This is a genomic window from Oryzifoliimicrobium ureilyticum (assembly GCF_037199735.1).
Classification (GTDB): domain Bacteria; phylum Pseudomonadota; class Alphaproteobacteria; order Rhizobiales; family Rhizobiaceae; genus Rhizobium; species Rhizobium ureilyticus.
Genome location: NZ_JBBBVQ010000030.1, coordinates 19,238 through 41,754, shown reverse-complemented (window position 1 = coordinate 41,754; position 22,517 = coordinate 19,238). Strand labels below are relative to the sequence as shown.

Sequence of the window (22,517 nt, the reverse complement as noted above, 5' to 3'; positions counted from 1 at the left end):
TTTTAGCGATGATCATCGTGTTCATGGTGTATGCGGTACAGGCAGGGCAATGGGCGATCTGCGGCTATGTCGCAGAGCGCATCGGGCTCGATAATGCTAAGGCCGGACTTTATCTGGCGATTTCTTCGCTTGCGGGTTTTATCGGGGCAGTCGTCCCTGCATTGACACAGGACAAGGCAAGGCGCTTGCCCTGTGTGATGCTTGGTTTCCTGATTATGGCCGTCTCGATCTACTATCTGTTTCATATTTTCACGGCCACCGTATTTCTGGTGACGCAGGTGCTGGTGAATATCGGCTTTTACATCGTGACGCCTTTCGTCACTGGAGTGCTTACAGAGAATGATCCAGACGGCTCGTTTATGTCGCGCATCCTGGTGATCGCCATCATTGGTGCGACGGTCGGGACCGCTGTGGCGGGCCCGATTTTCTCCGCGGCCGGTGCTGCAGCCTTCTCCTACTCATGCCTCTTGCCTCTATCTCTGGCGGCTGTCTGTGCGGTCATGGTATTCGGTCATTTGCACCGCAATCTCCCGAGCATGGCAAAATCGGGTATATCGGAGTGAAGCTTTGACCGCATACGGGGCTCTCGAGAAGGTATTCATCGACCAGCGCCAGGCTTTTGACGCCGACATGAACCCGTCGCTCGCTGCACGACGCGAGCGTCTAATGCGGATCGCCCAACTGCTGAAGGAAAACAGCCAGTCTCTCTGCGAGGCTGTATCTAGCGATTTCGGTCACCGCTCTCATGACGAGACGATGATGCTCGAGATCGTGCCCCTGATGGCGGCGCTGAGGCATACGCGCAGCCATCTACGGCGGTGGATGAGGGCCGAACCTCGAGCATGTTCGCTCGAATTTATGCATCTTGCCAACTACGTGCAATATCAGCCGCTTGGGATCGTCGGCGTCATGGTCCCCTGGAATTACCCGTTGTTTCTGTCGATCGGACCCCTCATCGACATCCTTGCCGCGGGAAACCGCGTAATTATCAAACCTTCAGAATTGGCCCCTCAAACCTCTTCCTTGCTGTCAGCGTTGATGAGAAAATATTTCCCTGAAGGCGAAGTAAGGGTTGTGGAGGGAGGAGCCGATGTGGCTGCCGCATTCTCGAGCCTTGCCTTCGATCATCTCATTTTTACGGGCTCCACAGCGGTTGGCAAAAAGGTAATGGCTGCAGCAGCAGCCAATCTGACGCCTGTGACGCTCGAACTTGGCGGTAAGTCGCCAGCATTGATAGCGCCAGATTATGATATCAAGAAAGCTGCGCGTGATCTTGTGTTCGGCAAACTGATGAACGCCGGCCAAACGTGTATTGCGCCGGATTATGTGCTTGTTCAAAAAGACCGCCTTGACGATCTTATCGACGCGTTGGTTTCACAGGTGCGGCAACGCTATCCGAGGGATAGCGCTGCGAAAGATTACACCAGCCTTCTGGGCGAACGCGGTTACACAAGACTGACGGAAGGGCTCGGTGACTGTCAGGCGAAGGGTGTGAAGGTTGTGACAGTCGATCTGGACCTGCCTTCAAGGGAGCGCAGCATTGGGCCGACCTTCGTGATCAACCCTGCGTGCGACTGCAAGCTTATGGAAGAAGAGATTTTTGGGCCAATCCTTCCTATCATTTCTTATGAGCAGCTTGGCGAGGCAGTAGGTTTCATCCGGACACGTCCACGGCCCCTGGCGCTCTATCTATTCACAAAGGATCGGGTCACCGAGCGCTCAGTGCTGGAGAACACGATCTCTGGCAACGTCACCGTCAATGGAACGCTCCTTCACGTCGCGCAGAATGATTTGCCGTTCGGTGGCGTGGGGCCAAGCGGGTTTGGCGCCTACCATGGCCACGATGGCTTTAAGCGCTTCTCGCACGCACGTGGTGTTACGAAAGTTCGCTTGTTCAATCCAGCGCGGCTTGCCATGCCACCTTATGGGCGGCTGACACGGCTCCTGGCAAAATTTATGGCGCGAAGTTAGCTCAAAATTCGCGTGCAAACCGATGCCACCTCAAGGCGGCGCCACGTCGCCAGTCCCGAGGCTTTCAAGTGGCCGCCGAATGAGTTTCGTGCTTGCACGACGATCTTGCTTGCGGATTATCGTGTACTCGTTCGAGCGCTTGGCGCACTTGCGCTGAGATCGGCTGTCGCATAATGGGCCTTTTTGTCCTCGTACATCAAAATGTCAGCGCGCCTGACCACCGACTCGATCGTCTCGCCGTCTTCGCTGGTCGCAACACCGTAGGACATGCTGAGCGGCGCAGTTGAGTAGAACTGATTGTTGATCCTCAAAAGTTCAAGGATCGTTTCGATGATGGAGCCAGCGGCTTTCGCATCTGCGCCAGGCAAAAGAACCGCAAACTCATCGCCGCCAATGCGACAAGCATGGTTCGGCGCCGATACTGCTCCATTGAGGATCTCGCCAAAGCGACGCAACAACCCATCCCCGGCATCGTGCCCAAGTTGGTCATTGGCCTCCTTCAAGCCATTGAGATCAATGATGATTACAGACACTGGGCGCAGGGACTTGCGCTCAAGACGGTTCATCTCCTCAGCGTAGAAGGCTCGGTTGTAAAGTTTCGTCAAAACATCATGCTTGCCGAGATATTCGAGATAGGCTTCCGCCTTCTTGCGCGCGGTAATGTCCGCGAGCGCGACCTGGACGCGAGACCAGTCTTTTTCGTGTCCCGGAAACACAGAGAAATGCAGCAGGATGTGGCGCTGCGAACCATCGAGGGCAAAGTTGATGACTTCGCGGTGGTGAAACAGATTTCCATTCCATAGTTCCATAAGCTGTTCCCGGAACGGCTTTTCCATATCGTCACGAAAAATTTCGCCAAGTCGCTGCAGCAGATCGGTGCGGTCTCTTGCGCAGAAAAGATCAAGCGTCGCCTGGTTGACGTCGATCACTCTGATCTCGCTCATGCACTGGCGCACAAACTCCGGATGAACGTCCATGAAGGTTCGGAAATCGCTGATGCCACGGGCGCGGATATCATCGATCAGCACGCGAATGCGGCTGAAATCCTCAATCCATAGCGAGACGGGAGAATGTTCGAATATGCCTTCTGCCTGACGCCTCTGCTCAGCTTCGGAGCGACGAGCATCTTCTCGATCAGTGATGTCTTCGGTCGTCAAAAGCAGCCTCGCAAGCGTCTTTTCATGACCAGGCATGACAGCGCCACGCAGCTGGATATCAAGACGCCGCCCGGCGATCGTGTAATTGACAGTCGTGCTCGAGAAGGTCAAATCGCCATCGAAAAGTGCTGCCAATTCGTTGATATGAGTGTCAAGCATATCGTCTCGAAAGATGGAAGATATGTTTGCCTTGAGGTGTGCAAGGCTTTCCGCCTCGAACACCTGCAGCGTCTTGGCGTTGACCCTCAGTACGCGAATGCGCTTAGAGCAAGCGATCACCCGATGACGATCCTCGCGCAGGAATTTCCTGATATCTGCGACGCCCTTGCGACGCCACTCATCAAAAAGGGTGTTTACCTCACTGAAGTCTTCAATCCACATGGCGATTGGCGCGAGGTTGAAAATGTCAGAATCAAAGTCATCGGTCATCGTAAATACCTGAAGAACGTAAAGCAGTTCGCAGCGAGCTTACTCGGGAAACGCGACCCTTACATACAACAGGTAAATCACTGCTTGCCGATCACTTTTTTATTGTTATCCGAAAAGAGCGGACGATGAGCCTGAGTTCGCCGTCAATCCGATAACTTCCAGACCGGGAGTCATTTGAAATAAATCGGCGCATTGATCGAGGACTTCATCAGCGGTGATTGGCGAAGCCTTTTCACTCCCAAGGTGTCATGGGTAGTAACATTTCCAGGATGCGTCATGCCTGATTGCGTTTTTCACGCCAAACGTCCTATCCAGTCACTGGCGAGGTAGACAATCGCCGAAATGAGCGAAGCTGCGGGCATCGTGATGATCCAGGCGATGACGATATTGCCTGCAATTCCCCAACGGACAGCTGAAACGCGGCGGGCAGCACCGACCCCGACAATTGCACCGGTAATCGTGTGTGTGGTGGAGACAGGAATCCCGAGCCAGGTTGCCCCGAAAAGCGTCAAGGCGCCACCGGTTTCAGCGCAAAAGCCCTGCATCGGGTTCAGCCTCGTGATCTTCGAACCCATCGTGTGGACGATGCGCCAGCCGCCGAACAACGTTCCCAGTGCCATCGCGGATTGGCATGAAATGACCACCCAAAGAGGCACGTAGAAGGTAGAGCCAAGATGGCCCTGGCTGAACAGCAAGATGGCTATGATGCCCATGGTCTTCTGCGCGTCGTTTCCCCCGTGGCCCAGCGAATAGGCCGAGGCCGAGACGAACTGCATGTAGCGGAAGGTGCGATCGACGACGAAAGGTGTCTGGCGCACAAAGAGCCAGGAAACCGCAAGGACCAGAAGCAGCGCAAGAAAAAAGCCGATGGCGGGCGACATGAATATCGCTCCGATCGTCTTCAGGAGCCCGCCCCACACGACAGCGCTGAAGCCAACTTTGGCCCATCCTGCACCGACTAGCCCGCCAACGAGCGCATGGGACGAACTGGAGGGAATACCGAACACCCAAGTCACAATATTCCAGACAATCGCGCCAATGAGCGCAGCAAAAATCACCTGAGGTGAGACGATAGATGGATCGATGATGCCGGTTCCAAGTGTCTCTGCGACATGCAAGCCGAAGAATAGGAAGGCGATGAAATTGAAAAAGGCGGCCCAGGCAACAGCATATTGCGGGCGTAGCACGCGCGTCGAAACGATCGTGGCAATCGAGTTCGCGGCGTCATGAAGACCGTTGAGAAAGTCGAAGAATAAGGCGACAGCAATCAAGCCCAAAAGAAGCGGGAAGGCGAGCGTGGCTTCCATCAGACGTTCTCGATCAGGATGCCGCTGATCTCGTTAGCGACGTCTTCAAACCGATCTGCCACCTTCTCAAGGTTGCCATAGATCTCGCTGCCAATGATATATGCCATTGTGTCGCCGCCTGCGCCGCCACGTCGGAAGAGGTCTTTTAACCCCTCATCATGAAGCTCGTCCGACCGGCCTTCTACACGCGTAACCTCCTCCGCAATGGCCGAGAGCCGTTGCGCATTGGGGCCCAGCCGGTTGAGAAGCGGAATGGCTTCCTCGATCAATGTTGCCGCCTTGACGATCTCGCCACCCATCTGTTGCATCAACGGAGTGAAGCTCGTCTGCTCGAAGAGACGGATTGTCTTGACTGTCTTGTGCATGGTGTCGATCGCATCATCCATCGACTGGATGAGATCCTTGATGTCACCGCGATCGAAAGGTGTAATGAAACTGCGCCTGACGGCGAGGAGCACGTCGCGCGTGATATCATCGGCCTCGCCTTCCAATGCCACGATACGGTCGCAATTTTTTTGGACATCGGTACCGCGCAGCAATTCTTCCATTGCATGCGCTGCGCTTGCCACGGTCTTTGCATGCTGACTGAACATGTCGAAGAACTTGTCTTCGCGTGGCATTAGTTTACGGAACATGCCCATCATCGTGACGACCTTTCATGTGGATCATTGTCACAAAACTGTCATAAATTTCCCTGGGCAATTGATACAGATTGGGAATTTTGACAAGCTAAGATTGTCATGAAGCCAGAGAAAAAGCGCCAGAAGCCGCGCGCGAACGCCTCCCAAAGTCTTTTGAAAGAGCTTGCGCAAGAGCCTGGAAAGCTTTTCAAAGGCGCTTTTCGAGTCCAGTATGGAGCGCTTTGTTTCCGACAAAAGGAGAAGAGCGCGGAGATCGAGATCCTGGTGATTACGTCCCGCGATTCCGGTCGGTGGGTCATTCCAAAGGGGTGGCCGATGAAGTCCAAGAAGCCGCACCAAGCCGCTGAGACTGAGGCTTGGGAGGAGGCAGGCATCCGAGGCAAGGCCAACAAAAACCCTATAGGGCGATACATCTATCTCAAACAGCTCGATGACGGTGATGTCGCGCCTGTCATGGTCGAGATGTTTCAGGTGAAAGTGAAAAAAACGCAGGAGGACTTCAAGGAAAGGGGACAGCGCATCTTGGCCTGGGTCAGCCCTGACGAAGCGGCTCGAAGAGTCCGCGAGGTAGAGCTGAAGGCACTTCTCGTGAACTTCAAGCCGATCGGAGAAACGCGGGCGTCTCGATAGTCAAGTGCTTGGGCGTGAAAGGTTGAGCAGGCGCCCGGAGATGCCTCCATTCACGCGAATCGTTCTGGGTCATGAGCAGTGGCGTGAGTTCAACATAAGCCGGATCGATCACCACGTGGTAAAAGCATGTCTGTTGCTCACCTACGCGCGATCAAACGGCGTTCAGTAGACGCGTTGGAAGCATTCGCGGCTAAATCGAGTCATGGGGGCAGCCAGCCAATGGAGAATACCCGACATAAGGTCGCCGCTGTTATCGGCAAGCTAGCGGATTTGGGTATCGCCTGTGATCTCTTTGGCGGTTGGGCAGAGGAGGTCTTGTGCCTCCGTGCACCTTCCGCTCACGGAGATATCGATTTGCTCTATCGGAGCGAAAGTTTTGAAGAATTCGATGTTAAGCTTACCGCGATGCCTGACTTTGAAGAGGTTCCACTCAAGCGCTTCCGACACAAACGTGCGTTCAATTTCGATGGCACACTATGCGAAATAATTCTTGTTCAGGAGCGCGAAACACCTTTGACCCTCTTTTGGGGTAACGTATCTTTCTACTGGGAAAGTCCGCTGCTGCATGATGTCTCATTGAACATTGCGGGACAGGGCATCTCTGTCGTCTCGGCAAAGAACCTCAAACGCTACCGGCTTCTCCATCATGAGACTCAACCGCATCGCTGGCGCGACCCACACTCTCTGGAGCCATAGGTATAAAATCGGCACTTGCATTGGTCCAAGCGCAGGCAAAGAATGATCAACGATCCCGATCTCGAAACGTCAGTCTCCCCGCAGCGCAGCCGAAGAAATTGAGAGAGGCTAAATGAGATTGGTGAAGAACCTATTTTAACTTTTTGTCAATCCGAGCTCCGTGCTGCAACGTACAATCTTGCGGTAAGGTAAGTGACGCCTTGTAAGGACAAAAATGATGTTTCGCGATTACCTTGTTACTGTCCAAATAGACGACGGTTCGGAGGTGAGGTTCAACCTGAACGAGGTTCAAGCCTGCGAGATCATCTGGGCAAACCCTGGGGCAACCGTCGTTTTGGACAAAGTACGCTCCATTTCTGTGGGGGTGAACGAATATGAACTGACGCGCCCGGAAAACGGTCAGATGCGTGCTCACCGCTTGCCACAGAGACAAACATATCAAGCGATCACCGAAATGGTGAAACAGGCCTCCGAAGACAGAAGACGCGGATTGTCTCTCAAAGGCAAGAAAAGCCAGTGGAGCGGTCCTAGTTCGTAGCTGTCCGGAGCGTGGGAAAAGGCTCCCGAAGGCATTTCGCGTTGAGCCGAATGATCTCAGGGGTGATCCGCCTTCTCAACGCCGCTGATCTCTATACTGGCATATCAGTTAAACGGCCTAAGTACGTCGATCTCTAGCGCCACCTTAAAAAAATCGGGCTCCGACCTTCGTTTAAGAACGCAGGCAAGTTCTAATGTCGCTTGATGTGCGCAAGGATGTGCATATATTGTGCATATAATGATCGGAGATTGGATATGGCACCGGCACGACCAGCACATTCATATGCAGTTGTTTCTGGCTTCGTAGACAGCCTTCAGGAGCCGCGCACGCCTTATATCTCGCCGTCCCGTCTGTCGAAGGCGCTTGGCGTCAAGGTTGCGAACCTCGCGGAATTGACGGGGGTACATCGCAATACACTACGAAATCCATCTTCGGAACGACTGCAGGGTAGGATGCGGGAAATGATCAAGGCAATCTCTGCTGCCGCTGAACTGAGCGGCGATCTTGCAAAGGCAATCTACTGGTATCGGAACGAGCCGATCGCTGATTACGGTCATCGCACGGCTGCGGAGCTTGTTGCCGATGGTGAGATAGAGGCTGTCCTTGCATTCATTCGGGACCTGGAGAATGGAGCGCGGGGGTGAAAACCACCCGCATCGGCCCCGAGGCAGTCTTTCACCGATACCTGACTCCGAAATGGGCGTTCCTTCCAACCAGCGGCGCTGGGGCGGCTATCGATGGCGGGCGGTTCAATCGTCCCGGCGTCGAGGCGCTCTATCTTTCGGTGGCTCCTCAAACCGCACTTGAAGAATATCGACAGGGCGCAAGCATCACGCCGCCAGCTACGCTTGCAGCCTACAAGATCACACTCGGCGAAGTGACGGACTTCTCGGAAGGGTTTGATCCAATTCATTGGGACCCTGCCTGGGCACAATGGGACTGCGCCTGGCGAAAAATCGCTCGGATCGACAAAAGGGTACCGCCATCCTGGAAGCTTGCAGACGAGGTCATCTCGGCTGGATTCCGAGGCCTTCTGTTTCCCTCGCTGCGGCATGCCGGCGGTACCAATCTTGTAATCTTTTCTGCTAACCTTCTTGCAGACGATTACGTACATGTTCACGATCCCGACAGTCGATTGCCGCGAGACCAATCCTCCTGGCCGAACTAGAAGCGCGAGTTAACGCAGCTTTTCCACGGCGATTGCAAGACAGGTCTTGAACGCCGCGAGATCCGTATAAAGCGCTTCCGGCGCTGCATCTCCAACGACGAGGACGCCGCCACGCCGCTCGATTCCAGCGTGCAGCATGAGATTATCGGCAAGGCCGAAGTCTTCGACTGCAATCCCATTTGGATCTCTCAGACGGCCTTCGCCGTCATATGCGACGGCTCCACTATAAAGATCACTAACGCGTCCGCGGTGGTCACGGGCTACATTGGTATAGGCAAACACGGCCTTGCCGGTCGCACACATGAAGCCGAGTTCNGTCATATGCGACGGCTCCACTATAAAGATCACTAACGCGTCCGCGGTGGTCACGGGCTACATTGGTATAGGCAAACACGGCCTTGCCGGTCGCACACATGAAGCCGAGTTCGAAGGCGGTGCCAGTATCAGCAGCAATTCCCCGAAATGGCGTCAGATTGGCGATGATAGCGTCAGCCTCGGTCATCATCTGCTCGTCGACAGCATTGATCGCCGCGGCCCGTTCGCGCGGTGAGTTGGTGTGCGGTATTTCCAGGTCGCCAGGTGAAAGCGGGATCAGGCCAGCCTCACGGGCAAGCGCGGCCTTTCGATCCAACATTTCGCGAGCATTGGGGAGGAAGACCTCAGGACCCGCCAGATAAACTTTTTTTCATTAGAAATTCCTGAAACAAAGGGACCGGCAACCAGATTGCATTTTCTGCTCTAGCGCGAAGTTGCATTGCGCTCTAGTGGGCAAAAGCGAGATCGAAGACGGCAGCCATTTGCAGGCGTCAAAACTATGGGATTTCCACAATGAGGTGCGACACAGAGGCATAACTGCTATCGCCGCAGTCTCTCGAAGCCTAAGACGAAGAAACATGCACGTCGCGACGCGCATGGAGTTAATTCGGTAAAAATGCCTGAAGTGCTGATGATTGGGTCTAAAAGGAACCTAACGGATGAAACGACCGTTACCGGTGGCATTACCAAGGGAGTCACCAGATGGCATTTATCGAAGCGAAAGATGGCACGAAACTGCACGTTAAGGATATGGGCCAGGGCCGCCCCGTGGTCCTGATCCACGGCTGGCCGCTGACCGGCGATATGTTCGAATACCAGACTGTTGCGCTATTGGAAGCCGGGTTCCGTGTGATCACCTATGACCGCCGTGGCTTCGGCCAGTCTGGACATCCAGCAAGCGGCTACACGTATGACGTCTTTGCAGATGACCTTGCCGCTGTCATCGATGGCCTTCAGCTTCAATCCGTTGGTCTGGTCGGCTTTTCGATGGGGGGCGGCGAGATTGCTCGCTATTTGTCCAGACATGGCGCGTCAAAAGTTTCAAAGGCTGTTCTCGTGGCTTCTGTTGCAGGCTACCTTTTAAAGGACGAGAGCAATCCGGATGGTGTTGATGCAAGCGTCTTCGAGGACATGAAGAAGCAGATTCGCAAGGACCGCTTTGCGTTTCTCCAGAGCTTCGCGAAAACCTTCTATGGCGTCGGATTTGTTACAAGCCCGGTCAGCCAAGGTGTCTTAGACTGGTCTTTCGTACTCGCAGTCATGGCAAGTCCAAAGGCGACGATCGAATGCGTTGACGCTTTCGCTAAAACAGACTTCCGCCCGGATTTCAAAGCCTTCACAGTACCCACCTTGATCATTCACGGCACGGGCGACAAGACCGTGCCAATCGATCCGACTGGTCGCGCCGCCGCGCAGGGTATCTCAGGCGCCAAGCTGATCGAGTATGACGGAGAGCCCCACGGACTGTTCGCTACAGCCCCGGACCGTCTGAACCAGGATCTGATCGATTTTCTGAGCTGATCCGATGGCGTGGGCGTTTTAGCAAAACGCGCCCACGCTACAGAGAATTCATCGTTCTTCTTGAGGCCAATCCGGATCTCCCGTTGCTTAATCGGGCGGCTTGTTGTGAAAAGGCACGACGCGTTACCTCGCCTTTTCAGGAGTTCTCGACATGACTGCCCAAAACCCGGTCGGAGACGATCTTGCTTTTCTGACGGCGCTTCGTCACGACCTCCATGCCCATCCTGAACTCGGATTTGAAGAGGAGCGCACCAGTCGGATCGTCGCCTCGATCCTGGAGGAGGCTGGCATCCCCGTGCATCGGGGTTTTGGAGGAACGGGCATTGTCGGCGTGCTGCAGGTCGGCAACGGGACGCGCCGAATTGGGCTGCGTGCCGACATGGATGCGCTGGCGATGCCAGAGCTGCCGGATCGGGCCTACAAATCGAAGATCCCGGGAAAGATGCACGCCTGCGGTCATGATGGTCATACTGTCATGCTTTTGGGTGCAGCGCGGGCACTTGCTGCCAATCGGAATTTTTCCGGCACGGTATATTTCATTTTCCAGCCTGCGGAGGAGGGCCGTGGCGGCGCGAAGAAGATGGTCGAAGACGGGCTTTTTGGCCGCTTTCCCTGTGACGCGGTCTACGGTTTGCACAATATGCCAGGGCTTGAGACGAATGAGATGGCTGTTGTGGAAGGACCGCAGCTCGCCTCGTCTGACAGCTGGCGCGTGGTATTCAAGGGTGTAGGCACACATGGCGCAAAGCCGCATCTCGGTCGTGATCCGATCACGGCGGCAGGAAGCTTTTTGGCAGCGATCCAGAGCATTGTCGGCCGGGTTGTTGATCCGTTGCAGCCGGCCGTTGTCAGTGCTTGTGCACTCCAGGCAGGAGACCCAAATGCGCTCAATGTGATTCCCGATCTCGTACATATAGGCGGAACGGCACGCGCCTATGCATCACATGTCCGCGATCAGCTCGAAGAAGAAATCGGGCGTCTGGCACAAGGCACGGCAAAGATGTTTGGGATCGAAACGACCTACGAATTTATCCGCCGTATCCCGCCGGTCGTCAATAATCCGGACGCGACCAGAAGGGCGCTGAAGGCGGCCCGTCGTGTCTTCGGGAAAAAGATAAGAACGGTCTTTCCGCCCTCAACGGCTGGCGACGACTTCGCCTTTTTCGCCGCTGAAGCTCCGGGTTGTTATGTCTGGCTCGGCAACGGTCCCGCAGTCGACGGGGCGCTTCACCATAACACGTCCTATGATTTCAACGACAACGCAATCGCATCAGGTGTCGCTTTCTGGACGACGCTCGTGGAGCAGGAACTTTCAGAAGCTGGAGATTGAGCGAAGCAACAGATCCTACTCCAGAATGTCGATGACGGGCGTCTCCAACACGTTTGCTTGCAGAACATCGGCAATGCCCATATCGGTCTGGTGCGGGCCGATATTGCAGGCGAGCGTCGCCCCGAAGCAGGCTTTGAAGACGAGGTAGGGAGGCTGCCACGCGACGATACGGCCAACTGCCTCCCGCACCTCTTTGAAACCGTCGGCAATCTCCAGAAGAGGGACGGCGGAGACAAGCCCAGACAGTGGCAGAGGTAGAACGGCCGTAACCTTTCCGCCTGAGGCAGCGGCCATCCCCCCGCCAGCTTCGATGACGGCATTGGCCGCAGCCGCCATGTCCTCCGCGTTGCCACCGAAGACTGTCAGATTGTGACTGTCATGGGAGACCGTCGTGGCAAAGGCGCCATTCCATTGGCCCCATCCGGTGAGAAATCCCGTGCGTGTCACTGGCGATGCCTTGCCGTGTCGATGCGTGACCGAAATCATCGTAGTTCCGGACGGAGGAACGATGAAGCCATCGATCACATCGGCTTCGGTCTCGGCCCATTGCGTGAAACGGGGTCGGTCAATCGTGGCGAGCCTGACACGCCTTCCTTTGCTCTTCACCCGGAAATCGTCGCTGGAACGGGCCGGCAGCTTCATCGAATTCTCTAGCGGCGCCACGTCGATTTCAGGGACTTCCGCAATCATCCTGCCTTGTTCGGCCACGGGAACTCCCCTAGCGAGAACATGACGGGCTGCAAACTGCGAGAGATCGTTGAAGACGACGATATCTGCCTGTCGTCCGGCAGCAATGAGACCAAGATCGTAACGCTGCAGCCTCGACGCTGCATTCAACGTTGCTGCCTGTAAAGCCCATTGTGGGCGTAGGCCATATTGCACCAATCGCCGCACAACATCGTCCAAGCCCCCGTTTTCCAAGAGATCATCGGGAAATATATCGTCGGTACAGAGCGTCAAAGTTGGTGGCAAATGACCCATTGCGTTCAGAGCGGATACAAATTCTGGCAGCAGATGATCGTGGGAGCCGCGCAATTCAATCGTCAGGCCGGCTCGAAGCTTTGCCATCAGATCATCCGCAGAGGTCAGTTCGTGATCAGAAGTGATGCCGGCCGCCATGAAGGCGTTAAGATCGGCGCCTCCAAGACCGCGCGCATGTCCGCAGATCAGTTTGTCAGCATAGAGACCCTCCTGAAGAATGGCGCTCATCCGCGGGTCGCGTTCTATGACACCGCGCATATTCATGACCTCAGCAATACCGCCGACCTCTTGCCATGAGAGTATTTCCGCAAGCGCTTTGGCATCGAAGTCGGCACCTGCTCGCTCTAGCCCCGGTGCAGAGGGTACGCAGGATGGCGCAAGCAGGATCGTACGCAGCGGTAGGTCACGGATTGCATGCGACGCCCACAGCATGCCGTGCATTCCGTGGACATTCGCGAATTCATGAGGATCCCAGACGATGGTCGTTACGCCCCTGGCCAAAACGGCGCGCGCATAGGATGCCGGCGTGATCATCGAGCTTTCGATATGCATGTGCGTATCGATCAAGCCCGGGGTAACATAGCCCCCGCTGGCATCTAAAACCTGTTGTGCGTCTTCCCGCGATCTTGCAGGATGCACACTTGCAATCAGCGGGCCAACAAGGCCTATATCGGCTGGCCGTAATTCGCCAGTGACGACGTCCACCAGCGTTCCGCCGGAAATCAAGATATCGAAAGGCTCGTCGCCTCGTGCAGCCGCGACCGCGCGGCCCCGCAGGTTTTCATCGTTCAGGCCATGCCGATGTCCGCTCATCAGACGATCGCTCATCGGGCTGCCTCCTGCCGCAGCGCTTCGAGGATGCGTTCTCGCCCGAATGCGACATCGATCGCCTCGGCATAATGCGCATTGAAGCGCCCTGCGTGCGAAGCTCGCGCTTCGATAACGGTCCGTCCACGTGTCAGATTGCCTTGCAGTTCTACATCGATACGCGCTGGTTTCCACCCAACGCTATCGGGAGCAACAAGTGTCAGGGCGGCGCAGGCATCATAAAGAGCCATAGCACCGCGTCCCCGGCTGATAGCGATGTTGATGAACCCTTCAAGCATATCCGCCAGAAGCACAGCGTTCTTGCCGCCCGCCTCGCGAATTGGACCGACATCCGAGACGGATGCCGTCACCTTACGGCAGAAATCGAGATCAACCATGCGCAAGGGCAGGGCATGTGCAATCACGACGGCGGCAGCCTCAGGATCGGCAAAGGCGTTGAACTCTGCCGAAGCGGTATGATTGCCAAGTGTCAGACCGCCGCCCATCCAGGTGAGGTCTGTGATACGACTAGCGAGATCCGGCCTTGCGAGGCAGACGGCGGCAATATTCGTAAGAGGGCCGAGCGCCAATATCCTTTTATTCCCGTCACCGTCTGCCAGCCAATTGCAGAGGGCTTCAAAACCGTCCGACGGATATGAGCCTCTCGTAAGAGGAAGCGTCGCTCCGACAGTCGGAATGCCGGTTGGGCCGAGGACACTCTGCGCCGTCTCGATCTTCCCAAGCACCGGGTTCGCTCGCCCCGCATGGATTGGAAAGCGCCATGAAAAGGCTTGAGCGGCGCCAGATGCGTTGTTTTGAACTTGATCGAGAGGTGTATTGCCGAAAACCAGCGAGACGCCATCGACCACCAAATCAGACGAGTTTACCACCAAAATGGCAGCGATATCGTCAAACCCCATGTCGGTGTCGATCCAGATTCCCATCTTAGTTGAACACCTTCAAACCGGCGGCCTTTTCGACGGGGAGGTCGAAAGCAAGCTTTTGTCCGATTTCATAAGCGGGCAGGGCGGCACCGACCTCTGCCTTGATCGGGCCAAGGGCGCTATCGAGAAGATATTCGCGCGTATTGCCCGCAAATGATGAGCCTCGCACGGTTCCCTCAAAAGGGCCTGAGCCAAGCGTGACAGCCCCTGGCCTCCAGGCTAATCCTGTTATTTCAGGGATATCGCCAGACAGCGTTATATGGCCATTTTCCGTTTTCAGCCTTTTTTCCTCCAGCCGAAAGATATTGTCGAAGCCAACAAAATCCGCCACGAAGGCTGATACAGGAGCGTTATAGATTTCCTCCGGCGTTCCGATTTGCTCGATCGCACCGTTCTTCATCACGACGATACGATCTGCAAGCGCCAGCGCCTCTACCTGATCATGAGTGACAAAGATCATTGTTACGCCTGTTGCCTTTTGTACTCGCTGGAGTTCGGTTCGCATTTCCAATCGTAACCGGGCGTCGAGGTTGGAAAGAGGCTCGTCCAACAAGAGAACTTTCGGATCCATGACCATGGAGCGGGCAAGCGCCACGCGTTGTTGCTGGCCGCCGGAAAGCTCCGAAGGTTTGCGCGAGGCGAAGCTGGACAGGCCGACAGACTTCAACCCGGATGCCACTTTGGTATCGAGGTTGGCGCCTTTCATTCCCTTCAACCTCAGCCCGAAGGCGACATTTTCATAAACAGACAAATGCGGAAAAAGTGCATAGGACTGGAAAACAAGGCCGACGGTGCGCTTATTGGCGGGAACGCGCGTGATATCCCTGCCATCCAGATCAATCTGGCCGCCGGCAATCGGCATCAGGCCGGCAATGGCGCGCATCGTCGTCGTCTTGCCGCATCCAGAGGGGCCTAGCAAGGCAAGAAGCTCGCCCTTCCGGATTGTTAAATTCAGCTTTTCAACCGCCATTGAGGTGCCATAGGCGAGCGAAAGGTTTTGCACGGAAAGATATTCAGCGTCAGACATAGCGGGAGAATCCCAGAAAACGTTCGGCCAGGAAGACAATGCCGATGGAAAGAAAGGCCAGAAGTGAAGATAGAGCCGCGACAGAGGGATCGAAGACGATCTCCATGTAGCCCAGCATGTCGATCGGCAGCGTGCGAACACCGGGTCCCGACAGAAAGAGCGAGACGGGTACCTGATTGAAACTTGTGACAAAACCAAGAATGAAAGCGCATAGGATGCCGCCGCGAATATTCGGCAAAACGACACGGAAGAACGCGCCGAGCCTCGACGAACCGAGCAGCACCGCGGCCTCTTCGATATCCGAGCGCAAATTGGTTAGGCTCGCCGACACGACACGCACGGCGTAGGGCAGTATGAGGGCCGCATGTGCCAAGAACAGCGCGAGCGTGATCCCAAGGCCGAATGGTACGACAAAATATCGAAGCAGCGCGAGACCGACGACGATGCCCGGAACGATGATGGGCGCCGACACGATGGTCCGGATCGTTTCCGAAAATGGCAGCTTGTAGCGCGACATCGCATACGCCGCAGGAGTGCCGAGAAGGAGAGCCGCTACAGTCCCGCCGATAGCAAGGAACATTGACATCGCAAAACTGTCCCTGAAGCTTTCGACAGTAAAGACCTTCATGATCCATTTCAGCGAAAATCCCTGCGGGGGAAACGAGAGCGTATCGCCTGCCGAAAATGAGGCGGCTACGATGATCAGGAACGGTCCGATAAGAAAGCCGAGCACCAGAACGAGCGTCAGCGGAACGAAAAGATGCTTCGTCATTTTCTGTTCCTCGCCGTCGCGATACGCTTCAGCAAAATATTGGCCGCAAAACTCATGACGATTAGAATGAAGGCAATGACGCTCGCAGCAACGAAGTTACTGGAGACGGTCACCTGCTGGTAAAGAAGTGTTTCCAACATCAGGACCTTTGAGCCGCCGAGAATGGCGGGAGTGATGTAGGCGGTCAAAGAGCCGGTAAAGACCAGCGTACCGCCGACCACCAAGCCTTCCTTGGTCAGGGGAATGATGACTTTCCAGAAGACCTGTAACCAGTTTGCTCCGAGAACACGCGCAGCGGACACGACATCGCGTGGCATGTTTTCCAGCGCGCTGATCAACGAAATGACCATCAAGGGCAGGAACAGTTGCAACAGACCGATGAAAACTGCCGTTTCGCTGAAGAGGATTCGGATTGGACTGTCTGTCAGGCCAAAAAACCGAAGAGCTTCATTGACGATCCCGGTACGTCCGAGGATGACGATCCAGGCATAGGTCCGTGCAACCGGTGAAATCATCAACGGTAGGATGACCAGATTTATCGCATGTCCCTTCGAACTCGGCGGAAGGCTGACAATAGCAAAGGCAGCGGCATAGCCGATCACAGCCGAAACCAGCGTGACGATTGCACCAAGTTTGAGTGTGCGAAGAAACACCGTTTGATTGAGCGGGTCGGAAAAGAAGCTTACATAGGCGCGCAATGTCCAGCCATCGGCGGTGCGGAAGCCCTCCGAGAGAAGAATGAAAACCGGAACAAGGAAAACGCCTGTCGCAAAGACTGCGGCAGGCAAAGCAAGCGCGAGAGCTTCGCCCCGATTTTGGAACATAGTGTTTGATCCTTTGAGAGGTAACCTATCGCGGAGCTCCCGTCACCCTTGGGAGCAAAGATCGAGGATGGGTGGGACGCAACGGAAGGATTATTGCCCGACCTTTGCATTCCATTCCGACAACCATTTATCGCGGTTGTCGAGCGCGGCGGCGGACGGAATGAGCTTAAGGCTTTTAACCGTTTCCTCGCCATAGGTGATGTTGTTCGCCACTGCCTCGGAAACCTTCACTTCTTTGTTGGTGGGGCTATCCACCAGTCTGTCGGCCAGCGCTTTTTGTATGTCGGTTGAAAGCCAGAAATTCATGAATTGCAGCGCCAGATCCTCGTTCTTGGTCCCCTTCGGAACGACAAGAACGTTCATGCCACCGGTCTGGCCTTCCTTGGGCGTGGCCCATGCGAGCGGAAGATCGAGCTTTGTGAACGGTGCCCAAGAGAAACGCCCGATGGGAGCAGCCCAGATTTCCTCCTGCTGCATCAATTGCACGAGCTGGGAAGACTTTACGTAGAAGGTCACGATATCGTCCTTCTTGGCGCCAAGCGCGTCAATCGCGCCAGCCAGATCGGGCGTGTCTTTGCCAATGGCCTTGCCCAACATATAGAGGGCAGGCGGACCCTGATTGGTGGTCACGTTGGGAAATGCGATATGTTCGGCGATATCGCTCTTCAGAAGATCCCCCCAGCTATCGATCTTCATCTTGTCCGTTCTATAGACGATCGACGTTGCATAGAGATTGACCCCCACGCTCATGCCGTCGCCATTCGGATCTTTTGCGATGTCGTAAAGCTTATCGATATTCGGCACCTTGGCGGGGTCGATCTTCTCGATCAGACCGCCGCGAGCGGCGGCAAGCGCGTCGGCCATGGAAACAATGGCAAGGTCGACGACGGGGTTCGCTTTGTTGGCTTCCATCTTCGCAAGACGTTCGACGCTATTGCCGGTTTCGACCACCAGCTTACACCCGCATTTCTGTTCGAAAGGGGTATAGACAAGTTCTTTGAACTCATCCTGCGCAAAGGCGTACACGGAAATCGTCAGTGTCTTTTCTTGCGCCTGTGCTATTCCCACGGACAGCGTAAGCCCAATGGTGGATGCGAGAATGATTGTCTTCATGATGTCTGTTCTCCGACCGGAAGGATTTTGTCTTTACTTGTTTTCTTGTTCTTGGCGGCGGCAGAGCGGCGGATGACCAGCTCCATCGCCACTTTGGAAATATCGGCGATCACGCCACCGGCTGAGGGGCGTGCTGCCGGATCCCGCGCATCGATAGCCCGAACCAGAGCCGTGATCGCCGCTTCGGCAATCCGCGTCATGTCCATGCGCATCGTTGTAAGGGCAGGGGTGACAACAGGTGCCCAGATCAGGTCATCGAAGCCTGTAACGCTAGCCAGTTGAGGCACGGCAATACCCTCGTCCTGAAGCTCGGTAAGAACGCGCAGGGCATGCAAATCCGATACTGTAGCAAAAGCTGTAAAGCCGTGACGCACCTTCTCAGCCACACCAAGACGACAGCCTTCTCCGTGTTGCTGTTCCAAGTGGGCGATCCAGAGAGTCTCGGTGCGTGCCGCAGCCGATAGACCAGCGCGAATACCGCCGACGCGGTCGTTCTGCACGTTAGAATCAGGATTTCTTGCAATGATGACAACATCTTGATGGCCAAGCCCCGCAAGATACCTGCCGATCTGCAAGCCGCCGTCCCAGTGGTCGGCTGCCACCGTGTTGCCCGGAGTAGACGGGGAATCGATCACTGCCACAGGACAATCCACGTCAACAATTCGGGTGCCGCGGCGCGGAATGACGATCATGCCTTCGACGCCACGTTCGATCAAACGGTTGATGGCTTCGGTTTGCTTGGAGACATCACCATGAGAGTCGGCAATGAGCACGCCGAAACCGGCGTCAGCGGCCGCTTTTTCGATGGCTTGCGCGATCTGCGGGAAAAGCGGATTGGCAATATCGGCAAGAACCAGACCGAGGACACCGCTTCGCCCCGTGCGGAGCGCACGCGCCGCAGGGCTTGGCACATAGCCAAGCTCCATCGCCTTGCGGCGTATTCTATCGCTGAGCTCTGCTGAAACCCGTCCTTTTCCAGACAGAGCGTTAGACACCGTCGCGCTTGAAACACCCAAAGCAGCGGCAATGCCAGTAAGGTTTGCTGAGACTTTATCAGAAGCCATCGATCAATCGTTGCTTAATCGTTTAAGCATCATAATCCAGTTGCTATCGATTGTCGATCAGTTCCTTTTCGGGCTTTTGAATTGCTGCCAGCATCGCACGGCAGGCCAGATTGCTTCTCGTGACAGACCGACACCCGCATAATGAACTGGTGAAATTTGATGGTGAAGCCTTCCGCCTATGCGGGGGTAGAGGTTTGGCGAGTTGTCACAGTCAATCAGCGTTGAGTGAAGAAGAATTTTGTAGCGTCCGGCGCCTCAAGCGAGGTTTTTAATCAAGCAAAAGCAAGTTCCATAACGCATCTTGTCGGACTTCTTGTTGGCCTCGAGGTAATCCCGGAGTTCAAGCATCTGATCGGCCGTATAATACCTGCGTCCGCCGACTGACTCGATTTCAGGGCCTTTTCCGTCAGAATGAAGTTGCCTGAGATGTGTCTGGGTTACCCCCATGAAGTCTGCGACTTCCGCGAGTTGGAACTTGCGCAATCCTTTGCGAGCATTAGGCGGGTACTGCTGGCTACGCAACATATGCAATGCGCTAGAGATCTTTGAACCCTGCTGGGCGATCTCGATATTGGAACCTGTGTTGCAGCGTATTGCTCATTTTGCGAACTATTTCCCGGGAGTCTTCACTTTCGAAAAAATGGCTTTATGGCCATTATTTCCGAAACTATTGTCCGATTCCCATCTCGCCGCAAGACATTTAAGGTTAACAACCAGTTACAGACTTGCAGTGATTCCGCCCGGTGCAACGATTCCCTGATATGTTTCCACCAGTTAGGCTGATTCCACAGATGCAGTATAGTCGGTGGAAACTGCAGATCTGCAGTCCCGCCAGCGGTGGCCGGAGGCACGGACGTTCGCTGGCGCGCACTGAATTTTGAATTCGCGACGTAGAATCACGACTGCAGATCTGCAGATGGTCACACCGCTTCTGAGATGATTTCTCTCCCCATGTATGAAACAAGTGGAGAGAAAAATGCGCGTCTTGACCGTCTCACCTGAGAAATATGCCGATCATTCCGATGAACTCGCACAGATGCATCGCCTTCGCGCGAGCATCTTCCGCGGCCGTCTCGAATGGGATGTTACTGTTACGAAATCGGGTGAGTTCGACGAATACGACAAGTTCGATCCCACATACATCCTTGCGACGACTGACGATGCCCGTGTGGTCGGATGCGCTCGCCTCCTACCTGCGGAAGGCCCGACCATGCTGGAGGGGACTTTCGCCCAACTCCTCGGAAGCGGTTCACTCTGCGCTTCACCCAATATGGTCGAAAGCTCGCGGTTTTGCGTCGACACATCGGTTGGCGAGGCAAGGGAAGGGGGACGCCTTCATCTGGCCACGCTGACCATGTTCGCCGGCATCATCGAATGGTCGATGTCCAACGGCTACAACGAGATCGTCACGGCGACCGACATCCGCTTCGAGCGGATCCTGAATCGCGCCGGCTGGCCGATGAGGCGGCTCGGGGAGCCAAGGGAAATAGGCAACACGATCGCGATTGCTGGCTCGCTGCCGGCCGACCCGGAGAGCTTCGACCGTGTCCGTCCAGTGGACTATCAATCCGCCATCTCGCACGACGCGCGCCCGAAGATCCGGAGCGCTGCGTGACCCAGCTCCGCTCCCATCCCCGCCTAGTCCGCAAGCTGCAGGACGCTCTTGGCGATCAGCTCTGCGTCGCCCTCGACGATTCGACGGTGGTTGAGATCATGCTCAATCCTGACGGCCGACTCTTTATCGAGAGATTAGGGCACGGCGTGGCGCCAGCCGGCGCGATGACCGCTGCAGCTGCAGAGGTCGTGATTGGCAGCGTCGCCCACGCCTTGCAGTCCGAAGCCGACGCGGATCAACCAATTATTTCCGGCGAGCTGCCGATCGGTGGACACCGGTTCGAGGGTTTGCTGCCACCCGTGGTGTCTGGACCGGCCTTCACCATTCGCCGCCGTGCATCATGTCTCATTCCATTGACCGAGTACGTAAGAACCAAGGTCATGACGGAGGCGCAGGCCTCCGTGATACGGAGCGCGATTGACTCTCGCATGAACATCGTCATTTCCGGCGGAACGGGTTCGGGAAAGACCACGCTTGCGAACGCCATCATCGCTGAAGTGGTTGCCGCCGCTCCCGAAGATCGCATGGTAATCCTCGAGGATACGGTCGAAATCCAGTGCGCAGCGGAAAATGCGATCTCGCTCCATACCAGCGACACGATCGACATGGCGAGGCTGCTCAAGAGCACCATGCGGCTGCGCCCGGACCGCATCATCGTCGGCGAGGTCCGCGACGGTGCAGCGCTCACGCTCCTGAAAGCCTGGAACACTGGTCATCCCGGAGGGCTCACCACGATCCATTCCAACACTGCCATGTCGGCGCTGCGCCGACTTGAGCAACTGACCGCCGAGTCCAGCCAGCAGCCAATGCAGGAGGTAATCGGCGAGGCGGTCGATCTCGTCGTCTCGATCGAGCGAACGGGGAAGGGAATGCGGGTCCGCGAAGTGATCCACATCGAGGGATACCGCAACAACCACTACCAGACTGAACATTATGCCCAGATCGACAAGGATAGCCATGTTGCGTAAGACCCGTTCCATTCTCACAGCGATCACGGTCGCCGCCTTCACCTTCAGCCTCTCGGGGCCTACATTGGCGTCCTCGGGCGGCGGAGGTCTACCGTGGGAATCGCCCCTGCAGCAGATCCAGCAGTCGATCACCGGACCCGTCGCCGGGTTCATTGCGCTTGCCGCGGTCGCCATCGCCGGCGCCATGCTGATCTTTGGCGGCGAGCTCAACGATTTTGCCCGTCGCCTTTGCTACGTCGCCCTTGTCGGCGGCGTTCTGCTCGGCGCGACCCAGATCGTTGCCCTGTTCGGCGCAACCGGTGCATCGATCGGCGACCACCACGCCGAGGCACAGACTGCTCCCAGTGTCCCTGCGCCTCAGGCGACCCCTTTAACAATAGGGGAGGGGGATCGTGGCTGACGCCGGCTCCAACCTCGTCCGGTCGCGCGTGCATCGGGCGCTGTCACGTCCCAATCTATTGATGGGCGCCGACCGCGAGCTTGTCCTGGTGACGGCGCTTGTCGCCGTCATCCTGATCTTCGTCGTTTTGACCTGGTACGCGGCCCTGTTCGGCGTTGCAGTCTGGCTGGTCGCCTTAGCTGCCCTCCGCATGATGGCAAAGGCCGATCCGCTGATGAGACGGATCTATATCCGGTATATCTCCTACAAGACCTTCTACCGCGCGACATCGTCGCCGTGGCGCAGGTACTGAGGGCGTA

General features: G+C 55.9%; 24 protein-coding genes and 2 pseudogenes. 13 read left to right on the top strand and 13 right to left on the bottom strand.

What is annotated here, in order from left to right; translation table 11 throughout:
- Together VQ830_RS26465 and VQ830_RS26460 are read left to right on the top strand one after the other, a co-directional pair.
- Positions 1-563: MFS transporter (locus VQ830_RS26465; RefSeq protein WP_497812708.1), on the top strand; the 563-nt coding region annotated here is incomplete at its 5' end.
- Between the two features lie 4 nt (positions 564-567).
- Positions 568-1,971: a coniferyl aldehyde dehydrogenase gene (locus VQ830_RS26460; protein ID WP_337271148.1), complete on the top strand. Its 1,404-nt coding sequence runs from the start codon at positions 568-570 to the stop codon at positions 1,969-1,971.
- Between the two features lie 116 nt (positions 1,972-2,087).
- Here VQ830_RS26460 and VQ830_RS26455 read toward each other — a convergent pair whose 3' ends face one another.
- The 3 genes from VQ830_RS26455 to VQ830_RS26445 form a co-directional block, all read right to left on the bottom strand.
- Entirely contained in the window at positions 2,088-3,557 is a 1,470-nt protein-coding gene (locus tag VQ830_RS26455) for a sensor domain-containing diguanylate cyclase (RefSeq protein ID WP_337271147.1), read from the bottom strand.
- Positions 3,558-3,850: 293 nt separating this feature from the next.
- Positions 3,851-4,864 (bottom strand): inorganic phosphate transporter, encoded by a 1,014-nt coding sequence (locus VQ830_RS26450; RefSeq protein ID WP_337271146.1) that lies wholly within the window; start codon positions 4,862-4,864, stop codon positions 3,851-3,853.
- The gene (locus tag VQ830_RS26445) at positions 4,864-5,508 is read right to left on the bottom strand and encodes a DUF47 domain-containing protein (protein WP_337271145.1); all 645 of its coding nucleotides are present in this window, start codon (positions 5,506-5,508) and stop codon (positions 4,864-4,866) included. Before VQ830_RS26445 ends, VQ830_RS26450 begins: the two co-directional genes overlap by 1 nt.
- A gap of 96 nt (positions 5,509-5,604) precedes the next feature.
- Between VQ830_RS26445 and VQ830_RS26440 the strand changes: the two genes are divergently transcribed.
- The 5 genes from VQ830_RS26440 to VQ830_RS26420 all read left to right on the top strand — a co-directional run bounded on the left by VQ830_RS26440 (position 5,605) and on the right by VQ830_RS26420 (position 8,537).
- Entirely contained in the window at positions 5,605-6,135 is a 531-nt protein-coding gene (locus tag VQ830_RS26440) for an NUDIX hydrolase (RefSeq protein ID WP_337271144.1), read from the top strand.
- A 219-nt stretch (positions 6,136-6,354) separates the two neighbouring features.
- Positions 6,355-6,831 carry a hypothetical protein gene (locus VQ830_RS26435; RefSeq protein ID WP_337271143.1) on the top strand — a complete coding sequence of 159 codons (477 nt, stop codon included), beginning with the start codon at positions 6,355-6,357 and terminating at the stop codon, positions 6,829-6,831.
- A gap of 217 nt (positions 6,832-7,048) precedes the next feature.
- On the top strand, positions 7,049-7,369 hold the full coding sequence (locus VQ830_RS26430; protein WP_337271142.1) for a hypothetical protein: 321 nt from the start codon (positions 7,049-7,051) through the stop codon (positions 7,367-7,369).
- A 254-nt stretch (positions 7,370-7,623) separates the two neighbouring features.
- The gene (locus VQ830_RS26425; RefSeq protein ID WP_337271141.1) at positions 7,624-8,013 is read left to right on the top strand and encodes a hypothetical protein; all 390 of its coding nucleotides are present in this window, start codon (positions 7,624-7,626) and stop codon (positions 8,011-8,013) included.
- Positions 8,010-8,537 (top strand): RES family NAD+ phosphorylase, encoded by a 528-nt coding sequence (locus tag VQ830_RS26420; protein ID WP_337271140.1) that lies wholly within the window; start codon positions 8,010-8,012, stop codon positions 8,535-8,537. The genes VQ830_RS26425 and VQ830_RS26420 overlap by 4 nt, the downstream gene beginning before the upstream one ends.
- A gap of 9 nt (positions 8,538-8,546) precedes the next feature.
- Here the strand turns inward: VQ830_RS26420 and VQ830_RS26415 are convergent, their stop codons facing one another.
- Positions 8,547-8,840, bottom strand: a complete 294-nt coding sequence (locus tag VQ830_RS26415; protein ID WP_438618766.1) for a hypothetical protein — start codon at positions 8,838-8,840, stop codon at positions 8,547-8,549.
- A 31-nt stretch (positions 8,841-8,871) separates the two neighbouring features.
- Positions 8,872-9,171 (bottom strand): annotated as a pseudogene (locus VQ830_RS26410) (nucleoside 2-deoxyribosyltransferase); the annotation flags it as partial.
- Positions 9,172-9,554: 383 nt separating this feature from the next.
- On the opposite strand from VQ830_RS26410, the gene VQ830_RS26405 reads away from it, so the two are divergent.
- Entirely contained in the window at positions 9,555-10,373 is an 819-nt protein-coding gene (locus VQ830_RS26405) for an alpha/beta fold hydrolase (protein ID WP_337271139.1), read from the top strand.
- Positions 10,374-10,524: 151 nt separating this feature from the next.
- Positions 10,525-11,703, top strand: coding sequence for a M20 aminoacylase family protein (locus VQ830_RS26400; protein WP_337271138.1), 1,179 nt, complete (start codon positions 10,525-10,527; stop codon positions 11,701-11,703).
- Positions 11,704-11,718: 15 nt separating this feature from the next.
- Here VQ830_RS26400 and VQ830_RS26395 read toward each other — a convergent pair whose 3' ends face one another.
- The 8 genes and pseudogenes from VQ830_RS26395 to VQ830_RS26360 form a co-directional block, all read right to left on the bottom strand.
- Positions 11,719-13,512 carry an adenine deaminase gene (locus VQ830_RS26395; protein WP_337271137.1) on the bottom strand — a complete coding sequence of 598 codons (1,794 nt, stop codon included), beginning with the start codon at positions 13,510-13,512 and terminating at the stop codon, positions 11,719-11,721.
- Positions 13,509-14,435: a nucleoside hydrolase gene (locus VQ830_RS26390; RefSeq protein ID WP_337271136.1), complete on the bottom strand. Its 927-nt coding sequence runs from the start codon at positions 14,433-14,435 to the stop codon at positions 13,509-13,511. The genes VQ830_RS26395 and VQ830_RS26390 overlap by 4 nt, the downstream gene beginning before the upstream one ends.
- A gap of 1 nt (position 14,436) precedes the next feature.
- On the bottom strand, positions 14,437-15,462 hold the full coding sequence (locus VQ830_RS26385) for an ABC transporter ATP-binding protein (RefSeq protein ID WP_337271135.1): 1,026 nt from the start codon (positions 15,460-15,462) through the stop codon (positions 14,437-14,439).
- Positions 15,455-16,234: an ABC transporter permease gene (locus VQ830_RS26380; RefSeq protein WP_337271134.1), complete on the bottom strand. Its 780-nt coding sequence runs from the start codon at positions 16,232-16,234 to the stop codon at positions 15,455-15,457. The genes VQ830_RS26385 and VQ830_RS26380 overlap by 8 nt, the downstream gene beginning before the upstream one ends.
- Positions 16,231-17,058, bottom strand: a complete 828-nt coding sequence (locus VQ830_RS26375) for an ABC transporter permease (protein ID WP_337271133.1) — start codon at positions 17,056-17,058, stop codon at positions 16,231-16,233. The genes VQ830_RS26380 and VQ830_RS26375 overlap by 4 nt, the downstream gene beginning before the upstream one ends.
- A 90-nt stretch (positions 17,059-17,148) precedes the next feature.
- Complete coding sequence (locus VQ830_RS26370; RefSeq protein WP_337271132.1) at positions 17,149-18,171, bottom strand: ABC transporter substrate-binding protein; 1,023 nt, start codon at positions 18,169-18,171, stop codon at positions 17,149-17,151.
- Positions 18,168-19,235, bottom strand: a complete 1,068-nt coding sequence (locus tag VQ830_RS26365; RefSeq protein WP_337271131.1) for a LacI family DNA-binding transcriptional regulator — start codon at positions 19,233-19,235, stop codon at positions 18,168-18,170. Before VQ830_RS26365 ends, VQ830_RS26370 begins: the two co-directional genes overlap by 4 nt.
- 291 nt (positions 19,236-19,526) lie before the next feature.
- Positions 19,527-19,836, bottom strand: a pseudogene (locus VQ830_RS26360) (plasmid partitioning protein RepA); the annotation flags it as partial.
- Between the two features lie 375 nt (positions 19,837-20,211).
- Between VQ830_RS26360 and traI the strand changes: the two are divergent.
- The 4 genes from traI to VQ830_RS26340 are packed head-to-tail and all read left to right on the top strand — an operon-like array spanning position 20,212 to position 22,510.
- Complete coding sequence (gene traI, locus VQ830_RS26355; protein ID WP_337271130.1) at positions 20,212-20,850, top strand: acyl-homoserine-lactone synthase; 639 nt, start codon at positions 20,212-20,214, stop codon at positions 20,848-20,850.
- The gene (gene trbB, locus VQ830_RS26350; protein ID WP_337271129.1) at positions 20,847-21,818 is read left to right on the top strand and encodes a P-type conjugative transfer ATPase TrbB; all 972 of its coding nucleotides are present in this window, start codon (positions 20,847-20,849) and stop codon (positions 21,816-21,818) included. Before traI ends, trbB begins: the two co-directional genes overlap by 4 nt.
- A complete protein-coding gene (gene trbC, locus VQ830_RS26345; RefSeq protein WP_337271128.1) occupies positions 21,808-22,218 on the top strand; it encodes a conjugal transfer pilin TrbC in 411 nt (136 codons plus the stop codon). Before trbB ends, trbC begins: the two co-directional genes overlap by 11 nt.
- Entirely contained in the window at positions 22,211-22,510 is a 300-nt protein-coding gene (locus VQ830_RS26340) for a conjugal transfer protein TrbD (RefSeq protein WP_337271127.1), read from the top strand. The genes trbC and VQ830_RS26340 overlap by 8 nt, the downstream gene beginning before the upstream one ends.
- The last annotated feature ends 7 nt before the right edge of the window (positions 22,511-22,517 follow it).